Here is an 18,597-nt window from a genome sequence, read left to right as displayed (position 1 = left end):
CTTTATTCACCAAATATATCTATATTACCAATTGCGTACTCAGATGAATCTACGGTCGAAGATGGCAAACCCTGAAGTTCAGCTTTATTCCTCATACTTTCCACCTTATCTGCTTCTCTAATAGCTAATGGATTGATTTGCTGACGTTCGGCTAAAAGGGCGGAAACTGAAATCTCCAATGGTGGTAGTTTATCATTGGTAGGCACAGGCATATCTTCTGGAAACATTTGACAGAAAGTAGTAGCCGCAGCCCTCTCAACAATAGTTTGGATTTCAGCACCTACACAGCGATTAGTTTCTTTAAGCAATCGTCGCCATTCCTCTTGACTGTAAGGGTCAATGCTACCAGAAACATCACCACTAAATCTATCATCAAATCTAGCACAATGCAGCTTGAAAATACCGTGTCTTTCTCCATAATTGGGCAGGTCTACTTTGTAAATGTAGTCAAATCTCCCTGCCCTAGTTAATTCTGGTGGTAGCCATTCTAAACGATTTACACTGGCAATTACAATTACATCACTGGTGCGTTCTTGCATCCAGGTGAGTAACTGTCCTGCTAACCTTCTAGCTATATCATCATCTCCAGCAAATCCTTTATCAAAGTCATCAAAATAAATGACAACTTCATTCAGACAGTCTACTAATTTTAGTAATTGTTTTAGTCTTCTTTCTGCTTCATTACCATAGCTTCTCAAGTTTCCCCAATCTACTAAAATAAGCGGAACACCCAAAATTTGGGAGCATACTTTAGCAGAGTGTGATTTACCAGTACCTGGGGGGCCTACCAGCATAACGCCTTTAGGAACTCTGAGTTTGTAGGCTTTAGCAAGGGGACTGAACAATCTTTTAAATTTCTTAAAAGCCTCCTGCATCAAATCCAATCCTCCCAAGGGAACTTGGGGAGTAGGAATAAACTCAATTGCATAAAGTCTATTGAGCAAATTAATTTTATATTGGAGTAATTGTTTAGCTATTGCTTCTGCGCTAGTTTCGTCCTGAAAATTAATTGATTTTAGCCCTTTGATAAAGTCTGAAATATATAACCCAATCCCGCTACGGACAATAGTAATTTTGTCCATCTCGGTCAATGTTGGTGATAAAATTCCCTCTGCTTCTTCACTAATAGCCATGATAATTTCTGAAGTATCAGGCAATTCTTGAGTAAGTAGAGGAATTTGAGCAGCAAGTTCTGGGTGTAAGTTAGCTTGAGAACCTAAAATAATAGCACACTTAATTTTACCAATAGCAGGTTGAGAAAACGAAAGATTGAGCAAATTAGACTTGACCCACTCAGATACCAGGAAAAATTGGGTTTCTTGCGGTACATTGGCACTAATCCAAGGGTACAAATTCTCAATAATTAATATACCTGCTGCGTCAAAAGATTCCCAAAATTTCAAAATTCTAAATTGGTCTTTTAATTCTTCTACTGGTGTGGGAGTAAATTCATCAAAACTTTCAAAAGTTAGATGTACATTATTAACGTATTCAACCTTCTTAATTATCTCTTGTCCCAAATTCCATAGGTAGCACTTAATGCCCATTTTTGAGCAATACTGGCAAAGATATCGGAGCATTCGATATCTTTCCTGTACAGGAGATTCACAAATGATGACAGGTTCTCCTGCTGTAATTAATTTTGGCAATTTGTCAAAAAAATATGCGGCCATATTAAACCATGTCCATCTTGAGAACTGGAGATTTTTCAACAGCCAGTTGAGATATGTAGCCCTTGGTATATGAACTTTTCAGTCAATACTGTAAAAACTACAGGTACAGATTTCAACCTGGATGAGGTTTATATCTATAAACTTTTACTAAAATGATATCTCTGGTTTGATAATATGGCTAGTATTAAATTACGTAAAAATTGACATCAATTGATAGATACGATATTTGAAAGCAAAATAGATTAGATTGCAGTTTTAGATAAAAAAGGGTGTCTTTATGATGGTGGTGGTGTTAGTCAGATGCAACAATGGCTACTAAATCAACTCCGGTTTATCCCATCATTTTTATTCCCACCTTCGCTGATACTAAAAATCTCTCTCCTTGTATTAAACCGAATGGTAGTGGTAGTGCGACTGTGGGTGCTTCTGAGGAACGGTTCGGGCAAGTGCTAAGATATTATTTTGGTGATTGGGTACGTGAGCAACAGGAGATGCTGCCAAATAGTCACGACCGCCCTTACACCGCAGATTTTGTAATTATAGAGCCAAATACTGAGCTACATCTTGATATTGAAGTGGATGAGAGCCATTGTTTTTCAACAGGAGAACCTACGCACTTTATTGGTGATGATGATTATAGGAATCGGTGTTTTGTAGAAGCTGGGTGGGTGGTGATACGGTTCGCGGAAGAACAAGTGGTTAGTCAGCCAGAACGCTGTTGTCGTTTAATTGCTAATGTGTTAGCAAAGTTAAGTGGAAATAAATCATTGAGTTACCAGTTTGCAGATGTTCCACAACTGACTCCCATTAAGCAATGGTCAAGGAGACAAGCAGCTTCCTTGAAAAAAAAGAAGTACCGCCAAGGATACCTGTCAGCTACGCCATGAAAATAGCTAGGAGAGTGACCAACTCCGTAAATTTAATTGAAATATTTTTGAGAAAAAACAACCAGACTTGAGTCTGGTTGAAGACAGAAGCGGTCGATTCACTCCTTGCACATATAATAAGGGCATCAGCCCTGACTCATAATGAAAAAATTAGGTTTTACATATATATCTGATTTGTAATCTGTCATCATCCCCAGTTGAGACATCAGCCTGTAATTTGCTTTCATTTAGCAGATAAATATAGTTTTTAAGCAGACGTGTTTTTTGGATATTAATTACCTCTTATTATAAGACACATAGCACCTTATTTAGCAGAAAATATCCACCGATCAAAGTCCGGTGGTTGCTAACCGCAGCCCTAAAATATTTAAATTGTTTTATTGACATTCGGCGCTCTAAAGAGATGCAGATTCTTGGTTCAAATTGGCGGCAATTTTAATTGCCGATTCGCTACATCTCTCACATAAATGATGGTGTTGATTGGTTTCTTTTTGGCAAACCAATCAACACCTTGGGAGTTTTCCGCCTACACTCTATTTCCTATAAATACTGAATAAGCCTTTGAGTTGATTTTGATAGGTAATTTAACTAGCATAATTACTGTTTTAAGTATGTATCAACCAAAACTGTTGATTACCAAATGTGATCCATGGGACACAAAACCGCGAAGCAAGTTTTGGAAACATTGAGAAATGTGCAGTTGCAGCAACTGCACACAGTCTTGCTGAGTTTAATGATCAAAAACAAGCGATTCCTTCGGAGCGCTTCGCTATCGCCTTTGGCGCTGCGCTCCGCGCGATCGCTTCCAGCGGGGCGTAACCCATCGCTGGAGAGCGCCGTCAGAGCCATCGCGCGAGCGGGGACTGTTGCCCAACCATCGCCTCCGTCGCTCCGCGCGATTGCCTCCGGCACGGCAAGGCCGAACGCACCTCCGTTCTTTAACCCCCCCTGTACAATTCACTCGCGCCCTGCCCTCATTGCAAAGTTTATAATTACTCGGCTTTGTTTCCAAGCAAGATATGATAATTATCTATGTTGTCACCCGTGCATCTTTATAGCCATCACTATGATTGCAGCCAAAACACCCACTAGAAGACACTGGGATCTGTTTGAGATTTACAAAGCTAAGGTTGCTATTAAGATGGAGCCTGAAGAGTTCCTAAAACACTGGGTTGTCAATTACGAAGAACTTGCCGAATTGTGCGGACGATCTAAAAGCACTGTAGCTCATTGGTTTTCCCAAGGTGAACATCGTAGGGAACCGTCAGAAGCTGATAAACGCAGACTGGCAGAAATTCATGCTCTGTGGACTCAATTTGAAAATGAACCTGTTCACCTCAGAGAACTCTGGGCGAGAAAGCGCCGTCGCAAGCACGATATAAATTGTAATGATTAGTTGTCGCATGTGCATTGTTTAGTTGTCACCATGACAACAGTGACTTTATTCTGTGTGATAGCTATTCCTGCTCAACACAGGTGAATCATGATTACCCAAAGCTTCTTATCCGAGATTGAAGACCCAAATGCACCCGGAGCAAGTCAAGGGACTCTGTTGTCAGTCCCTTTTAAAGAACCGCTCAAACATCTCTTGATAGGTTCTCCTAAAGCTGTAACCAGTACAATTCACTACTTACAGGTTATTGGCTATGCAGAGGTTGGAGATTGGAGTCCTCTGCTACCAAGCCCTAACCCAAACGAGGTTATGAGTATTTTGAATAGACCTATTGTGGTGCAATAGGCACTGTTACTTTGCCAGACTCAGCAAATAATGCCCCCTCTAGGGGGTTTTTTGTGATGTTTGACACTTGAGGGTCTACCCTGCGGAGCGTTCCCGCCCGCAGGGTAGACACGGGGCATCTTGAGTGCCTTTCCCATCTAGCTGATTGATTGGACTCAAAGAAGAAGAGGCGAAAGATATCGCCCTGGCCTCAAATACCACATCGCCAGTGGATTCTCGCTCCAAAGTTAACGCCAGGGGAGATTACGAATTTATCAAGCAGTACTTAGCTCAGTTAGAAGTATCAGAAAACAGAAAATTTAGAATCGCCTATTACCAGAACCAAAGCGGCGCTCCTAGAAATACCCACTGCAATATTACCCACCTGTTCAAGCTGATAAACAGCCTTGACAGAAATAGATACAACCCCGACGGTAACACCAGAAGCAAGCACCCCACAGGTACAAACACCCCCAGCCACATCACAGACGCTGAGAGGGAAAGATTAACTCTTTTACTTCCTCTACTTCCTCAAGCTCTGTGGATAGAGCAAAGACTGTACGAAATTATCCAGGAACATATCAGCAATCCCAGGAGAAAGGGTGTCAACGATTTAGCCTCAATTGGGGGTAAAGACAAGATACGCGCAAAATTTATCACGACGTAAAGTTTTGTAAAGTAGTCATGTATTTATGTCTTTCAAACATTGCCTAGTTGGGTTCATTTTAGGCAATATTTGAGATTGAATCTAATGAAATGATAGGGTTTGAAGCTTTTTTCCTTGATCCACCCACTTCCCTTTTCGGTCAAGTTAATTTGAAGGGCTGTGACTTTGGCGATCGCTTCAATTACCACTAACTGTAACATTATTTTTACAAAAGAGGGGATAAATGAAAAAATAACTAATGAATAGCCGAAATTCAGGGGTATTTATTAAGGTTCTTTATATTTCTTAATATCGTGATAAATTTTGCGCGTATCTTGTCTTTACCCCAATTGATATGCGTAAAAATACCCTTCTCCCCGACAGCAAGTACTCTTTTGGATTTAGTGCGCCAGCCGACCTTGCATTACCCATAATTGCATCTTACAGGGTATTCCTGGACAAAGAGTATAGCTGGATTCTGCCTTTTGACGAATTCGCTGAAAATTTTCTCCAACATCTGTGGGGTAACTATTTCCGCAAATATTTAATATCGGAGAAATTAGCCGGAAATACAGTGAGCACAAAAATCTGCCGCAATCAAGAAATTTGGGAAAGCCTGTACATTAGTGCCCAAAGTTATCTAAATCAGCATTTGGTGAAGATTGTCAACTCTGCTAAACGTGAAGAATTAACGCTGACACCAAGGTGACAGGGAGCAACGCGAAAAAGTGAGGTGCTGAAATCGGGTACGTAAATAGCCTATTTCGGGATGCGCTCGCAACGAAAATACCCGGTTTTGTTGAGAATCTAGCGGTGGAATTGAGAATTAAAGCCCGATCTCACTTTGGAGCGTTGCTCCCAGTTGACATTCTCTGCACGGTTGTTAAAAAGCAACCCATTGCTCAAAGTTCTGTAAAAATGTGACCCATGGGACACAAAATGGGGCAGCATCCAGGATTTGCCAATAAGCTTTAAGCTTAAGCTGCGGTGGATGATATTGGTACGATTGCCTTGGATGCGGAGTTGACGAGCGCTGGGATAGTAAAGAGATTGCCTCTTCAATTTGTGCTAATCTCAAAGCGATCGGCGGGCGCTCCGCGCCATCGCTTCAGTCTTCTGCTCTAACTGTGAAAATCTTTGTTTTAAGTCCTCATCTACACCGTTTTCTACACGTGCCTCTATACTATATGCGACTTGGGTAAGTTGAGTTTCCAGTTCATGCAGACGAGTTTCTACATTAGTGTCTATACCATTCTCAAACCCCTACTCCACGGTCGATTTCACTTTAGGTGTCGGTTCGCAGACAAAGTGAAAAACGTCGCGGACTAATTGAAAAAAGTTGCAGACAAGTTGAAAATTTGGAGCTACTCCCGTCAATACAGTCGATCATTTAATGGGGTGGAAAAGTCCATCGTCACCAAACCGCCAGCCAACAGAACCAGGATCTTTCGACCGACACCACCTTTCAAAATCCTCTCCTGTCTGATTCTGGCATTCCCGCTCCAAAGTTGCCATATCGATACCCAATCTTTTAGCTAAATTTTCACCCTTGTAAGCTTGCAGTTGCAGTTGGGGTGGGTGGTAATTAAAAGATTGTCTCCTGGAACCACCAGAAGAACGCTGGCCAAGAATCGAGATAGCCCCCTCAATTTGAGCCAATTTTAAATTAATGGCTTCAATTTTCTGCTCCAACAGCACAACTCTCTGTTTTAAGTCCCCATCTACACCATCGTCTAAATCCGTTTCTACCCCAGAAATAACCGAATTAAATTGAGCCTCCAGTTCCTGTAAACGAGTTTCTAAACCGTTCCCAGTACCAGGAACAGGAACAGGCCCAAGGACGTGATGTAAACCTTGAATAACTAAATCGGTAGCAGTGGTATTACGTTCTCGCGCCGCAGCACGCAGTGCATTGGTAAGGGTTTTGGGCAGTTTAAAATTAATCGATTCGCGTTTCACAATCGCCATGTCTGTACCGCCTATACACCCACGTATAGACAGTTTAGCTTATAACAGCCAAGACAGCGCTAATTCGCACACTAATTGAAAAATTGTAACGTTGTCAGTGAAAAAGTAACTTTGTCAAGTAAGATACATCATAACCTGACAAAAACGGCAAGGTACACATTGGCAGTTGGGGTAAGAAGCATCAGCAACAGTTGATGCAAAAAAGTTATAGGCAAATTCCCCAGTTTGAAGATGAACACAATCATCTGGTGGGAATCTCAAATTGAGCGGGATTACATCTACCTACTAGAAATAGATAAAAGCGTCCTTGCCTATCAAGGTCAACCATTCCGCATCACCTATAGCGACAACGGTATTCTCAGAACCTACACCCCAGATTTCTGGGTAACCAGACCAGATAAACAACAAGTTGTAGAAGTCAAACCTGTCAGCAAAATTAACTCACCAGAAAATCTTAATTTGTTTAGGCACATTCACATTCTGTGTCAACAACAAGGCAGAGAATTTGTAGTAGTTACTGACACCATGATTCGGATTCAACCCAAACTGAACGTTATAAGGATTTGGGGCAACGAAATTCGCGCATAAAGTGAAATCGCTTGCGCGAACCCGCACTGACACTATCATCAGCGATATCGTTTGAGGTTAAGAGAGCTAGCCTCATCTTCACCCGCATGTAGATAGTTGTCTATCGTGATTTTTCCTGACGAGTGTCCCAGAGTTTTGGTGATGACGTGAATAGGCGTGTTTTTAGCAGCATGGGTGGCGTGGCTGTGCCGCAACCAGTGTGGGGAGGGGATGCGACTTAACCCTGCTACTTCGGCAATGGATTTGATGATGCGGCGGATATGGCGATCGCCGATGGGTTCACCCGTTTTTTGGCTTGTGAAAAGCGGCTCGGTTTTGTCTTTGGCGTGTTGCCGATTAGCCAGCAGGTATTGGTAAAGTTCTGTTGGTATGGGAACATCGCGCTCCTTGTCTCCTTTGCCTACCACTTTGATATAAGGTAGCCCGGACTGATTTGAATGCATGGTAGCCCAGGTTAAACCACTCTCACCTACCCGAATAGCACCGTAGTAAAAAAGCTCCAGAATTAGTTGGTTGCGTAGCGCTTGTATCTTTTTGTGAGGAGTGGGGGCTTGTTCTACAACTTGTGCGGCTGCGTCGAATAGCATTTCAATTTCAGTCTCAGTCAGGGTGCGCTCCTTAATCTTTTTGCGCTCCGGAGGTACTTTCAACAACATTGCCGGATTGGCCCGCAAGTAGCCTACATCGCAAGCGTAGCGCAGAAAACTTTTAAGGGAAGCAAGGCGACGACGGACGGAAGCACGGGCAATTTCTCCTGTTTTCTCTTTCTTAAGTAGGTGAGCTTTGTAATTGTCCACATCTTCTTTGGTGGTGGCGTGGAGGTTTAAATTGTCTAAGTCTGGATAGTCAATGCCTAGCCGCCACTGAACAAAGTGCATCACATCATTTCGGTATGCCCGCACAGTTTGCTCTGACTCCCTACTCAAGAGCCAACTAGAAAACAGTTCGCTGGTAGTTTCCGCCCCAGTGATTTTGGGCGTGCCAGTTGCCTGTACCACCGCTTCGACCGTTGCTTTGATCACCGCTAGTTGTTCCGGTGATAACTGAGCGAGTGCAACCCCTAATTCTTCTGTATCTACACCTGCGTCTGTACGTGATAACGTCATCACACAGCCTCAAAATAATACGCGGAATAAAGCGGGTTTATCCGCCCCAAAAAAATGTCCGATAACGTTTGTTCCCAGACATTTTTAGTCTCATTCTACTCCCCCTTGCTACTCTACTCACTACTAACAAAAAGGGTTTTGCCAAATTAATTGAAATGTTAACTTGTGTGAACGCACGAGTCGGTTTTCTGATACTCAAGAGCGAGGGTCTTCATCAGGCTTAGTATCCAAAACTACTCTTGTCATAGACATTCTGATATTAATTCACCGCCCGTGTTTGTTCCAGAAGCTGGTGCTGTTAGCTTCCGGAACAAACCGCCGCAGGTGAACGGGAGCAACTGTTTAGGAGCGCGATGGTCTCCGACCGACCGGAGGTCATCGCAAGAAGGCGGGGCGTAAGCCCATCGCACCAATAAAGTGCAGATAAACCGCGTCTACTTTGAAACCCATAGTTTTTTCTTAATCGGGTTTTACTCCCAAATCCTATACTTTCGCCTGTTAAGAGTTCCCTTTTGAACTTGGACGAGGTTTAATTCTCGTGAAAGCGCAATTTACCTACCTTGGTACGCCGTAAAATCTATCGTGTCAAGTCTAATTTGTTATTGAAATTCGGAAATCCTTTTCTAGTAAAGGCTACAGGTTTTAGGGGTAGACGGTAATTACCAACCCACAGAACCTGTATTTTGAAAATCCCTTGCGCTGCGATGGCACAAAGCGCCTACGGTGGGCGATCGCAACACAATTAAGCTTTGCCTAGAGACTGGCATTCTAGAAAATGCCCATAATCTCTTTTCAGATGACAATTAATTGTTAAGTGGACATTTTAGCTTGGTGTCAGCGTTAATTCTTCATGCTTGCTGGAGTTGACAATTTTCACCAAGTGCTGATTGAGATAACTTTGGGCTGAAATGTACAGACTTTCCCAAATTTCTGAGTTGCGACAAATTTTAGTCCCCACTGTATTTCCTGCTGTTTTCTCCGATATCAAGTATTTACGGTAATAGTTAACCCACAGGTGTTGGAGAAAGTTTTCGGCGAATTCGTCAAAAGGAATAATCCAGTTATAGTCTTGGTCTAGGAATACCCGATAGGATGCAATGATGGGTAGTGCGAGGTCAGTTGGCGCACCAAACCCAAACGAGTACTTGCTGTCGGGGAGAAGGGTACTTTTGCGTGTATCGATTGATGCTAAGTCGTTGACACCCTTTCTTCTGGGGTTGCTAATATGTTCTTGGATGATTTCGTACAGTCTTTGCTCTATCCACAGAGCTTTGGGAAGTAGAGGCAGTAAAAGAGTTAATCTTTCCCTCTCAGTGTCTGTGATTTGGCTTGGGGTATTCGTACCTGTAGGGTGCTTGCTTCTTTTATTGCCGTCGGGATTGTATCTATTTCTGTCGAGGCAGTTGATCAGCTTGAACAAGTGGTTAACATTACATTGAGCATTTCTAGGAGCGCCGCTTTGGTTTTGGTAATAGGCTATTCTAAATTTTCTATCTTCTGCTCTTTCTAACTGGGCTAAATACTGCTTGATAAATTTGTAATCTCCCCTAGCGTTCACTTTGGAGCGAGAATCTACAGGAGAAGTGGTATTGGATGCGAGAGCGATATCTTTAGCTTCCTCTTCCTGGAGTCCGATGTGGATGGTAACTTTGACTCTGGCTTGGGTTAGGTCATATTTGTAATTTTTAGCACTTTCAAAAGCTAAAACTGTGTGACCTCCATTGATAATGCCATCGCTACCCCCCTCACTAGCTTCTAAGACTTCTAACTCCAGTTCGGTTTTGTTTTTGCTGGGCTTAACTTTATTCGCTGACAGAACGATTCCACTGTGACGAGAGAAAAATTTTTCTGGTTGAGTCGTCACAGAGTCAAAGATTTGTCGGTATGTCGCACTTTTGCGGTTGGGTTCCCGGATGTTGGGTTCTAGGGGTAGGTTTGTGGGAAACGTGTCCACATGGGCGGTGGCGATGATGCAATTGGGGTTTGCATGGAAATAGTTGTCTACTTTAATAATCCAGTTTTTCGGCATGGGTGGTTTCTGCATCTTAGCGATACATTCTCAATTATTCTTCTCGTGGGAAGAAGCTCGCGCTTAAAGATTATATTTTGTAATTTATGTCTAAAGTTAAAGTTGTTGCGACTGGCAACGTCTGAACAACTGGCGGCAGTCCCCACCCGATAGCAAAGTAGGGGAGGGTAGTTCAGCATTGGGAGCCGCAATGAATAGCATTTCCAGCCAGAGGCTGGAAACGAGATTTTAAAGGGGTTTGGGCTTAAGTTGACACCAATGGTAGTTCAGTACATACCATTCAGGAGCGCTTCAGCAAATTTAGCTGGAAATTCCTGAAAAGAGTTGAAATGTTTTAGAGTATTGACCATTAGATACCCATGCGTAGCAAGTGACTGGTGCTGTAGCGTCCAAGCGATGTCCCAGGAATAGAGCAAGATGAGCAGGCCCAGCAAAAAATAAATGGATTTCTTTACCGCCTATGCACACTAAGTTATTGACAATTAATTTTTTAATGCCTCCAACGGCATTGTTGGCATGTTGTGGAGAAGTAATAGGATGCTCTCCTCTAATGTGAAGCAGTGGCTCACCTGTGAGTCCATACTTCTCCAGATTAACTTCGACTTCAGGAATAATATCTCGAAGAATACCTATGCTAACAACCAAGCGGGTTCCTGTTCTGCCTATCATCTGATGAGCCAAAGGATAAACGGGGGTTTCTTGAGTGGGATGAGCATCTGTTGCCCATACCTCTTCACGGTATTCCATTTCAATTGCGTAGCCCCTAACAGCTGAGAAGACAGATCCTATTGCAAGACATGCTGCCAGACGACGATTGCCAGCAAGCCTGATTCGCTTAGTATTTCTATACTTTTCAATCCAGCTTCGAGTATCCTGTAGTTCAATGAGTAAGCGATTCCACTCTTGGGATGGGGCAATCGCACGAGTTTCACCACCAGAAAAAGGGGCCCAATCGAAACACAATCCATGATGCTCTGGGTTATTTTCAGAGGTAATGGCTGTGTAAATCAGGATGGGACGGAGGGCTGGTAGTTGACTGGGAGGAATTTTTTCCCGTAGTTTTGTCTCTAACTCTTTGCGGGTAATATTTTGATTCTTGCGCTGTCGTATAAATGTACCTAAGTGATTATAAATATTATCAAAAGTTCTAAAAGATAAATCTTCATATTCACTCAGATTGTCAGCCAAAGACTGCTTAAAAAGAGCTTCGCCATGAGATTTTGCGGTGTTCCAATCTGCCTCGACTATCACCTTTTCAAAAATGAAAAAGGCATCTTGTTCTGTGCCGCCAATTTTTTTGACTAGGCGGGTATACTCTTTGAAAGAATTTTCTTTGACTGTAGAGTTTTCTTCATAAAAATCTTGAGGATTACGAACGCGGCGCAATCCATTTACCAAAGGCTCTAAGTCTCTGGAAACTCCTGCTACAAGTATAAATTGGTGATAGGTGTTTGGACTACCAGCATCTACTTCTCGGAACCGTTGAATTTCATTTAAAAACTTAGATGGTTGGAGTGTATGGTCTTTAACTTCAAGAAACTCTATCGCAAACCCACGGCCGGGTACAAAAAACTTTGCCTCTACATCTCCAATTCCTTCCCGGATCATAGCTGTGAAGCCATCCTGAGCTAGCCAAGCAGGAATGCGAGCAAGCATGACTTGCTCTTGAAAGGAAAAGCCACCTTCAGCAATATCACCACCACGAGACTGTGGTTCTAGGAGTGAGGGAGTCAAATGTTCGCTCTCTGTCATGCGGTTTGCTGCTCAGTCGGTTTTTCCAAAATAGAATACCCTTCAACGGGATTGGAACTCCAACTTTGGAGTTTTGAATCTGAGGCGTGTGATGATGGTCCGAGCCATTTTCCAGTATCTAGCCACAGTTCATAGTAATATAACCATAATGCAGTCCACGGGATGATAGTCTTTGCAAGCAGCATATCTTTCTGCCACGGTTTTTCTTTGGGGTAGTAGAGGCATAAAGTTCCGTCTTTCCAAACATGGGGAGGTCGTGATGCCAAAGAGGGAGATATGACATTAACGGTTGGGTAAGAGCTGAGTTTGTAGCGGATTGCTACTCGATATTTTGGGGAAAACTGACGGGGTTGAAGCGTGCCTCGCCATACAGCTACCCCACGCTCTCGCCTGTAAGCGAACCCAGGAAATCGGTGCAATATGTGTAGGTTTTGCAGCCCCAGGTTGATAGTGGGTTTCAATTGAGAATATTCAGCCTTGGTCAATCCCATGAAACTTGGTTGCAATGGTTGAAGTGTATAAACCAGAAGCAGGTTGGCTGGGCAGAATCAAACCAGTAGAGCTGACGTAAGATTTGCCAGGTAAACCCACTTTAGCCAATTGAGACGCAGCGGTTTCTACCTCTGATGGAAAATATTCTTCTTTAAAGATTTTTTGCCAGTATTTAATTGCCTTCTCCCGATCATCAGTCTCTAAAGCTTTAGCTGCCCAATCCCGTCCCTCATTAATCCGTCTCATGAAGGTTTCAAAGTGGGTGCGACTCCAGTTCCAAGAGATGTTATGACCAAGGATTGGATCGGAGAGGTTTGGGGTTGCAACATTGCTAGTATATAGCAGGTGATCGTATTGGCAGTAAATAGCATCCAAAAGCTCGTAAAATAGAACTGCCAATGGCTGTGTCATGTCTAAAGTGTTCTTTTGGATATGATTAACTAGCAGAGCGCCAAGCCAGTAACTCTTGGGTTTGCGGCTTTTCATTTGGCAGTCACGGAAGTGCTTCAGAAGCTTGCCAAGTGGTTTAACTTTGTGGTCGTGTTTTTCCTGTAGCTCATTGAGTAAGTTGATATACCCGATGGGGTGCGATGCAATCCACTTATTGAATCCTCGATCTGGGACGTAAAGCACACTCTCGAATCCATTTGGTGCAATGCAAGGAACAAAGTCTAGGTGGAAATCTTTGCCTTTGAAGTAGACATGGACGGATCGGCGTGCCCGCTCTACTTCTATTTCCGCTTCTGCATATCCCTCAAAGCCCAAAGCTTTTGGCAAGCCATCAAGCAACTTTTTCATGTCTTGAATTAATCGTTTAGCCTCTGGTTCATTTGCCTTTGGATCGCCAGGGACACGTATTAGGGTATCTACGTCTTTAACATCACCTACTGCCATTTTTTGGGCGTATGAGCCTGCAAGTCGAGAGTGAGGGTAGACAGTGGGAAAATCTTTGCTTTTGGCAATGTACTCACGGACTAAGGGTGGCAAATCGCGTGCTGCATCAAGGCGTTCTTGGGGTGGTTGAATGTTCTTGAGCAGTTCTTCAAAGTGTGTGATAAGCGGAAACATCTATTTTTTTTACCTTTACTGAATTGGGCTATTCATAGCGCAGCGCTATGGTAATTTCTTTTCATATGCCACCATCATCAATATTTGAATCAAATATATCTTCCAGAAAAACTTACTCGTATTACCTATCGTTAGTAACCAAATTCATTTGAATTCAGCCGACATTGACTCACACTATGTCAGTGTGTAGCACTTTATTACACTGTATTTTAATGCTTTTTGATTAAAAAGAACAATTGTACTATTAGTGAAAACCGTACTATAGTTAGTAGTAATTTTACGGTTTATCGTTCAGTCTGGTGATTAACTCAAGGTAAGGGGAGCGATCGCTCTCCTCTCAATTCATGTACACTTCGTCATAGAGTTGTTGCTCCGCAAATAATTCATGCAATGGGAATATTGCTTACCCAGGAGTAAGTAAAAAGTGGATTTTTCTGCTAAACGAGACTATAAGGTTTATTTCTGTCCTGAATCAGCGCACCATTCAACAACTCCCTGACGCACCCAAAAGTGGCAGTGGCATTCGTTAAGCTGCCTAACAGAAGGATTAAGTGTTGGTCGCCCCAACGAATCAATGGCGATCGCCCAGCAAGGATGCCGCTTTTGATTCAAAGACAGCAAAATATTTTCACCACATCCTCCAGGGCAACGAAAACAAGCCCATTTCTGATATTCAGCATCACCAACGACTAAAATCTCCCCTGGTTTTATATTCTCAGGTGCAGGATGTGTTGGAACTATCCGTGCTGATAAGTCTGGCTGACGAATAAAACGCAGCCAGATTAATAACTGTCTAACTACACCGCGAAGAAACATCCCTTACTCCACCAGATTAAGGAAAGGCATAACATCCCCTCTGCCCCACCACTGGGCACCGGCTGTCCCGCAAACTGGGCAATTGGGATTAGGGATTGCTGCTGGTTTACGGTCAGTCGTCAGATGGAATTTACGAACCCTGTGAGCTGCTGCACCATCCTCACCACGGAAACCCTGAAGGCGGTGGACAAGTTCCTGCATCGCCATAATTGCTACCTCCGTTGTAAATAAAACAACGGCAGGGCTGGGGTTTCCTTCTCCAATAACGTAGGCTTCTGCCTTGCGGCGTTCGTACTCATCAGGATTACTGCGTTTCAACGCTTCATCCCTTGCAGCAACAGGATTTATAACTTCACGACACAATAGACAGGTGTGTCCTGGTGCAGGTGCAAGCACCGTGACGCGACCATCCAAAGCCTGAAAATTGGGCGTTTCCCCTTGAGAAACCTCAATTGCTAAACCCATATCAAATACAGGTGTTGCATAGTAGTAGGCAAACCTATTCAGCATTAGGCGACCCGTATGATCATCAGTACAACAAAAAATTACGTCGCACGCTTTCAGGGGATCGCGGCAGTCTGCTTCTCCAATCCAAGCTTGATATGTTCTCACTTGAACACCAAGTCCAAGTTCCATAAGTGACTTGGCAACAACTTCAACTTTGGGACTCATAGCATCAGCATCTGGCTGACGCGCACCGTGTAGCCGATTTAAATTTGTATCCTCAACAATGTCTTTATCGAAAAGTGCAATGTTCCGAATACCCATCTTTGGCAGCAACATAGCGATCGCACTTCCTGTACCGCCGCAACCAATGACCCCAACACGCAACATCGATAAGTCTTGATTGAGGGCCTCCCCAAAAGCTAAAGCCTGTCGCTGGAATGCTGGAGGAGAAACCCCCAGCCCCCGGTTTGGATAATACAAACGGATTTTCTGCCCAATCACACGAATCATCCGCAAGGAGATAACTTCTTGCGAACTAACCCACAGGCGACCAACCAAATTTCCATCCGGCATTAGGATAACACTCAAAATCTGTGTATCTGAGCCGTTGCGGTTTTGTGCCAGTTGAATCAAGTCTGGTTCGTTAGTATCATCTTGAATAGAGAATTCTCTCAAGCCTTCTCGATGACTGTGGAAAATGGCTAGTGTCAGGTTTTTCGCTTGTGCTGCTTGCAATGCCCGAACAAAAGAATCCGTTTTCCAGGTAATGTGTTTGGCAGAGAAAGAAACAATTTCATCCTCTGGCACTGGTATTACTTCATAAGAAATGAATTTTTGGTGAGGCTGCCCATCCCAAGGGTCGGCATTGATAACGGCCTGTCCACACAAGACATAGGCCGCTCGCTCTTTACCATCTATGGTTAATAGCAATTCGTGCAGGTAATTTGAGTGTTGCTCTTGCAATGTCAAGCTTACAGTATTCAAGCAGCCACCTCCAGAGCATTTTCAATCCGTTTGAGCATTGTCCATATGCCATCTGTACCAGGTCGCCACTCGTTATTATGTCTCGACCATCGCTGCCATTTCTGACCATTAAATTGGTGTGGTTGATCGGCTGCCTTTGGGTATTTTGCACCTTGTACCAGCTTTACCCACGGCAGCAGGTAAAACATATCGGGGGGTGCATCTGGGTATCCGCTCGGCAAGAGAATTAAGATATCTGCCTGTTCAGTATCAAAACGGCCAAGTGGTAACTGAAATTCGCGTAAAATAACGCCCTTTTGACTGGCATCTACCACTTCTTCAAAAGGTAAACCCCTGTTTTCCAGGTATTGGCGATCGTTTGAGGGTAAAAAGCTCATTACTTAACCCTCCGTTGTAGTCTTTTTACCAGTGAAGAATCGCTCGACTCCTGGTGCTTGTAAATCGACAGATTCGTTATCGGCAATTGGGCGGTCTTCTGCACCACGTAGTTCAAGCCAAACTCCATAGGATGCAAGGTCAACGCCAGCAAGTTCCTTCAGCTTTAACCCTGTGATAATTGGCGCTCCCCATTCAAATCGCCGACCGTCGATGACAAAACGGAAGGAGCGATCGCTCTTGCAAGTAATGAATCGCTCGATACCAGGCTTTCTGAGTTCAACGGTTTCATCAAGGCGGATTTCTTCTAACTGACCGTTGTTTAGCACTTGGAAGATAAGGTACTCATCCACAGGTCTCTTGCTTGCTTCATCAAGCAGCTGCCCTCCCGTAATCACGGGGTCGTCTACTTTGTAACTTCGGTCATCAATCCGCACTAAGTAGTGTTTTGCAAGCGGTGGTTGTACAGCCCCGTGCTGCTTGACCCACGCTTCCAGTTCAATCTGCTCAACCACGATATTGTTCGTCATATTGTTGTTGCATAAGTGACTTTTGATTTCACTTGTGAAATTTTATCCATTATATTGCACACATGATTTAAAATTGCAAGAGTGAAATTGGAGATGAAATGGCAAAAGGACAGTTTGATGTTGAAGCTTTTTATGCAGCATTAGACAGCCAACGGCTGTCTAAGCGTATGACATGGAAACAAGTTGCCGAAAAATCTGGTGTTAGTGCGTCTACCTTGACTCGGATCGCGCAAGGTAGACGACCAGATGTAGACAGTATGGCGGCTTTGTTAACATGGTCTGGGCTGAACGCAGACTCCTTCATCAAGCGCGAACAGGATACTCTAACCGAATCCGAACCACTCGCTAAAATTACGGCGTATTTGCGTGCAGATCCCCATTTAACGCCAGAAGCTGCATCTGCAATGGAAGCTGTCATCAAAGCTGCTTACGAGAAACTTCGCAAGGATCAATGAGATGACATTACGCTGTGGTTTTAGTCAGGAGGCAAATGCTTATGCCAGGTAAGGCGAAGTTCCGTCGTGGCTTTAAGAAGGAGGCAAGTGCTTATGCCAGGGAGTTTCGAGCAGAGCTTGGTCTAAAACCACACGCTCCCTTATGCCCTTGGCAGCTTGCTGAACATTTAGCAATTCCTATTGTTCCACTGTCGGAATTTCAAAATGAAATTTCTGAAGAGGTTCGCTATTTTACAGAAAAAGACATAAAAAGTTTTTCTGCGATAACAGTGTTTTATGGTATGCAAAGAATAATTGTTCACAATGACGCTCACAGCCGTCTACGTCAGGCTTCTAATGTTTCTCACGAAATAAGTCATGGTATCCTTCAACACCAGCCAGATGAAGTTTTTAACGAATGCGGATGCCGGAATTTTAACCAAGAATATGAAGATGAAGCAAACTGGTTAGGTCCGGCACTTTTAATTTCAGAAGAAGCTGCCCTCCATATCGTTCAAACTGGAATGACAATAGATGAGGCTGTTGAATATTACCGCGCTAGCAAGGAAGTTATCAATATGCGTATTAATGTTACTGGAGCGCGAAAACGAATTTTATCTCGTTAGAGGGCTAATTGAATCAGTTTAACTGCAAAAATTAATAAAATCCTGGCAATCATCAATCAAAAATTTTATATGAAATCAAAAATTAATAATACTGTCATCTATATTCATAAACTTGGTCAAGTAAGTCTTTTTCGTTTTTAGCCTGCCATATTTGACAGGCTATAGTAGATTTAGATTATAGCTGATTTTAACTAGCAACAGACGCTATTTCTGGTGAGAATAATTTGTGATTTTCGATGACATATTTATAACTAAATAGTCCATTGTTTGACAAGAAAAATTTTTCTTCACTACCCGATATCTTGAGTACTGTGATAACATATGGTGGTTGAATATTGTTATTACGAATGAATTTCCTTGCAGTTGTAGAGGTTTTTTATTGATGGTTATGTTGATAGCAACTAAAGCTTGTAACCTTTGATAACAAAACTTTTCCACGTAATCTACGTCTTAAATGGT

18 protein-coding genes and 2 pseudogenes are annotated in these 18,597 nt (G+C 43.1%); 8 read left to right on the top strand and 12 right to left on the bottom strand.

Annotated elements, in window-relative coordinates; translation table 11 throughout:
- Positions 1–2: 2 nt before the first annotated feature.
- The gene (locus CYLST_RS31795) at positions 3–1,673 is read right to left on the bottom strand and encodes an ATP-binding protein (protein ID WP_015186464.1); all 1,671 of its coding nucleotides are present in this window, start codon (positions 1,671–1,673) and stop codon (positions 3–5) included.
- Positions 1,674–1,981: 308 nt separating this feature from the next.
- On the opposite strand from CYLST_RS31795, the gene CYLST_RS31790 reads away from it, so the two are divergent.
- The 5 genes and pseudogenes from CYLST_RS31790 to CYLST_RS31770 all read left to right on the top strand — a co-directional run bounded on the left by CYLST_RS31790 (position 1,982) and on the right by CYLST_RS31770 (position 5,632).
- Positions 1,982–2,560, top strand: a complete 579-nt coding sequence (locus CYLST_RS31790; protein WP_015186463.1) for a PDDEXK family nuclease — start codon at positions 1,982–1,984, stop codon at positions 2,558–2,560.
- A gap of 649 nt (positions 2,561–3,209) precedes the next feature.
- Positions 3,210–3,956, top strand: a complete 747-nt coding sequence (locus tag CYLST_RS36295) for a hypothetical protein (RefSeq protein ID WP_015186462.1) — start codon at positions 3,210–3,212, stop codon at positions 3,954–3,956.
- Between the two features lie 87 nt (positions 3,957–4,043).
- Positions 4,044–4,298 (top strand): hypothetical protein, encoded by a 255-nt coding sequence (locus CYLST_RS31780; RefSeq protein ID WP_015186461.1) that lies wholly within the window; start codon positions 4,044–4,046, stop codon positions 4,296–4,298.
- Between the two features lie 148 nt (positions 4,299–4,446).
- Positions 4,447–4,902: pseudogene (locus CYLST_RS31775) on the top strand (AIPR family protein); the annotation flags it as partial.
- A gap of 376 nt (positions 4,903–5,278) precedes the next feature.
- Positions 5,279–5,632: a hypothetical protein gene (locus tag CYLST_RS31770; RefSeq protein ID WP_041234240.1), complete on the top strand. Its 354-nt coding sequence runs from the start codon at positions 5,279–5,281 to the stop codon at positions 5,630–5,632.
- A 677-nt stretch (positions 5,633–6,309) separates the two neighbouring features.
- Here CYLST_RS31770 and CYLST_RS31765 read toward each other — a convergent pair.
- Positions 6,310–6,891 carry a hypothetical protein gene (locus CYLST_RS31765; protein WP_015186460.1) on the bottom strand — a complete coding sequence of 194 codons (582 nt, stop codon included), beginning with the start codon at positions 6,889–6,891 and terminating at the stop codon, positions 6,310–6,312.
- Positions 6,892–7,122: 231 nt separating this feature from the next.
- Here CYLST_RS31765 and CYLST_RS31760 point away from each other — a divergent pair, with 231 nt between their 5' ends.
- Complete coding sequence (locus tag CYLST_RS31760; protein ID WP_051056224.1) at positions 7,123–7,479, top strand: TnsA endonuclease N-terminal domain-containing protein; 357 nt, start codon at positions 7,123–7,125, stop codon at positions 7,477–7,479.
- 38 nt (positions 7,480–7,517) lie between these two features.
- On the opposite strand, the gene CYLST_RS31755 is transcribed toward CYLST_RS31760, so the two are convergent.
- From CYLST_RS31755 to CYLST_RS31715, 9 genes are all read right to left on the bottom strand, one after another.
- Positions 7,518–8,585 (bottom strand): tyrosine-type recombinase/integrase, encoded by a 1,068-nt coding sequence (locus CYLST_RS31755; protein WP_015186458.1) that lies wholly within the window; start codon positions 8,583–8,585, stop codon positions 7,518–7,520.
- Positions 8,586–9,408: 823 nt separating this feature from the next.
- Positions 9,409–10,614 carry an AIPR family protein gene (locus CYLST_RS31750; protein ID WP_015186457.1) on the bottom strand — a complete coding sequence of 402 codons (1,206 nt, stop codon included), beginning with the start codon at positions 10,612–10,614 and terminating at the stop codon, positions 9,409–9,411.
- A 300-nt stretch (positions 10,615–10,914) separates the two neighbouring features.
- Positions 10,915–12,366 carry a CD-NTase-associated endodeoxyribonuclease Cap4 gene (gene cap4 / locus CYLST_RS31745; RefSeq protein ID WP_015186456.1) on the bottom strand — a complete coding sequence of 484 codons (1,452 nt, stop codon included), beginning with the start codon at positions 12,364–12,366 and terminating at the stop codon, positions 10,915–10,917.
- Positions 12,363–12,857 carry a type II CBASS E2 protein gene (locus tag CYLST_RS31740; protein WP_015186455.1) on the bottom strand — a complete coding sequence of 165 codons (495 nt, stop codon included), beginning with the start codon at positions 12,855–12,857 and terminating at the stop codon, positions 12,363–12,365. Before CYLST_RS31740 ends, cap4 begins: the two co-directional genes overlap by 4 nt.
- A complete protein-coding gene (locus tag CYLST_RS31735) occupies positions 12,838–13,926 on the bottom strand; it encodes a nucleotidyltransferase domain-containing protein (RefSeq protein WP_015186454.1) in 1,089 nt (362 codons plus the stop codon). Before CYLST_RS31735 ends, CYLST_RS31740 begins: the two co-directional genes overlap by 20 nt.
- Positions 13,927–14,382: 456 nt before the next feature.
- On the bottom strand, positions 14,383–14,742 hold the full coding sequence (locus CYLST_RS31730) for a ubiquitination-like system serine protease family protein (protein WP_015186453.1): 360 nt from the start codon (positions 14,740–14,742) through the stop codon (positions 14,383–14,385).
- A gap of 3 nt (positions 14,743–14,745) precedes the next feature.
- Positions 14,746–16,173 (bottom strand): ThiF family adenylyltransferase, encoded by a 1,428-nt coding sequence (locus CYLST_RS31725; protein WP_015186452.1) that lies wholly within the window; start codon positions 16,171–16,173, stop codon positions 14,746–14,748.
- Complete coding sequence (locus CYLST_RS31720) at positions 16,170–16,550, bottom strand: E2/UBC family protein (RefSeq protein ID WP_010993831.1); 381 nt, start codon at positions 16,548–16,550, stop codon at positions 16,170–16,172. Before CYLST_RS31720 ends, CYLST_RS31725 begins: the two co-directional genes overlap by 4 nt.
- Before the next feature lie 3 nt (positions 16,551–16,553).
- Positions 16,554–17,078: a multiubiquitin domain-containing protein gene (locus tag CYLST_RS31715; RefSeq protein WP_085960854.1), complete on the bottom strand. Its 525-nt coding sequence runs from the start codon at positions 17,076–17,078 to the stop codon at positions 16,554–16,556.
- A gap of 98 nt (positions 17,079–17,176) precedes the next feature.
- Between CYLST_RS31715 and CYLST_RS31710 the strand changes: the two genes are divergently transcribed.
- Together CYLST_RS31710 and CYLST_RS31705 are read left to right on the top strand one after the other, a co-directional pair.
- On the top strand, positions 17,177–17,533 hold the full coding sequence (locus CYLST_RS31710; RefSeq protein WP_015186451.1) for a helix-turn-helix domain-containing protein: 357 nt from the start codon (positions 17,177–17,179) through the stop codon (positions 17,531–17,533).
- A 41-nt stretch (positions 17,534–17,574) separates the two neighbouring features.
- Positions 17,575–18,138 carry an ImmA/IrrE family metallo-endopeptidase gene (locus CYLST_RS31705; protein ID WP_015186450.1) on the top strand — a complete coding sequence of 188 codons (564 nt, stop codon included), beginning with the start codon at positions 17,575–17,577 and terminating at the stop codon, positions 18,136–18,138.
- A gap of 187 nt (positions 18,139–18,325) precedes the next feature.
- On the opposite strand, the pseudogene CYLST_RS36925 reads toward CYLST_RS31705, so the two are convergent.
- A pseudogene (locus CYLST_RS36925) lies at positions 18,326–18,502 on the bottom strand (DUF3155 domain-containing protein); the annotation flags it as partial.
- Positions 18,503–18,597 lie beyond the last annotated feature (95 nt).

The sequence above is a fragment of the Cylindrospermum stagnale PCC 7417 genome, from assembly GCF_000317535.1.
Classification (GTDB): domain Bacteria; phylum Cyanobacteriota; class Cyanobacteriia; order Cyanobacteriales; family Nostocaceae; genus Cylindrospermum; species Cylindrospermum stagnale.
This window is presented reverse-complemented; position numbering and strand designations above follow the sequence as displayed.